At 56.0% G+C, this 405-nt stretch carries 1 protein-coding gene; it reads left to right on the forward strand.

The window, feature by feature from the left end; translation table 11 throughout:
* Positions 1–300 (forward strand): transcription/translation regulatory transformer protein RfaH (gene rfaH, locus PL597_RS26130; RefSeq protein ID WP_333781953.1); only part of this gene is annotated, 300 nt, incomplete at its 5' end.
* Positions 301–405 lie beyond the last annotated feature (105 nt).

Genomic DNA, 405 nt, shown 5'->3' on the forward strand with positions numbered 1-405 from the left:
GCCTGGTACTTACTGTATTGCAAACGTGGGCAGCTACAACGAGCCCAGGAACATCTGGAACGTCAGTCAGGTAACTGCCTGATGCCGACGATTGCGCTGGAAAAAATCATTCGCGGTAAACGCACCATGGTCAGCGAACCGTTGTTCCCGAACTATCTGTTTATTGAGTTCGATTCAGAGGTGATTCATACCACCACCATCAGCGCCACTCGCGGGGTTAACAACTTCGTGCGCTTTGGCGCCCTCCCCGCTATCGTCCCCTCGGCGGTCATCCTTCCTCCTTCTATTCACAAACCGTAACGGCTTACCGACTCCGAAACGCCGCATGACGGCGCTAGCGTGCTAACCACCGACGGCGCGCTTGAAGGCCTGTTGGCCATCTTCCCCGACCCCACGAGACTAACG

It is taken from the genome of Agrobacterium sp. ST15.13.013, assembly GCF_027956525.1.
In the GTDB taxonomy this organism is placed as follows: Bacteria; Pseudomonadota; Alphaproteobacteria; order Rhizobiales; family Rhizobiaceae; genus Agrobacterium; species Agrobacterium salinitolerans.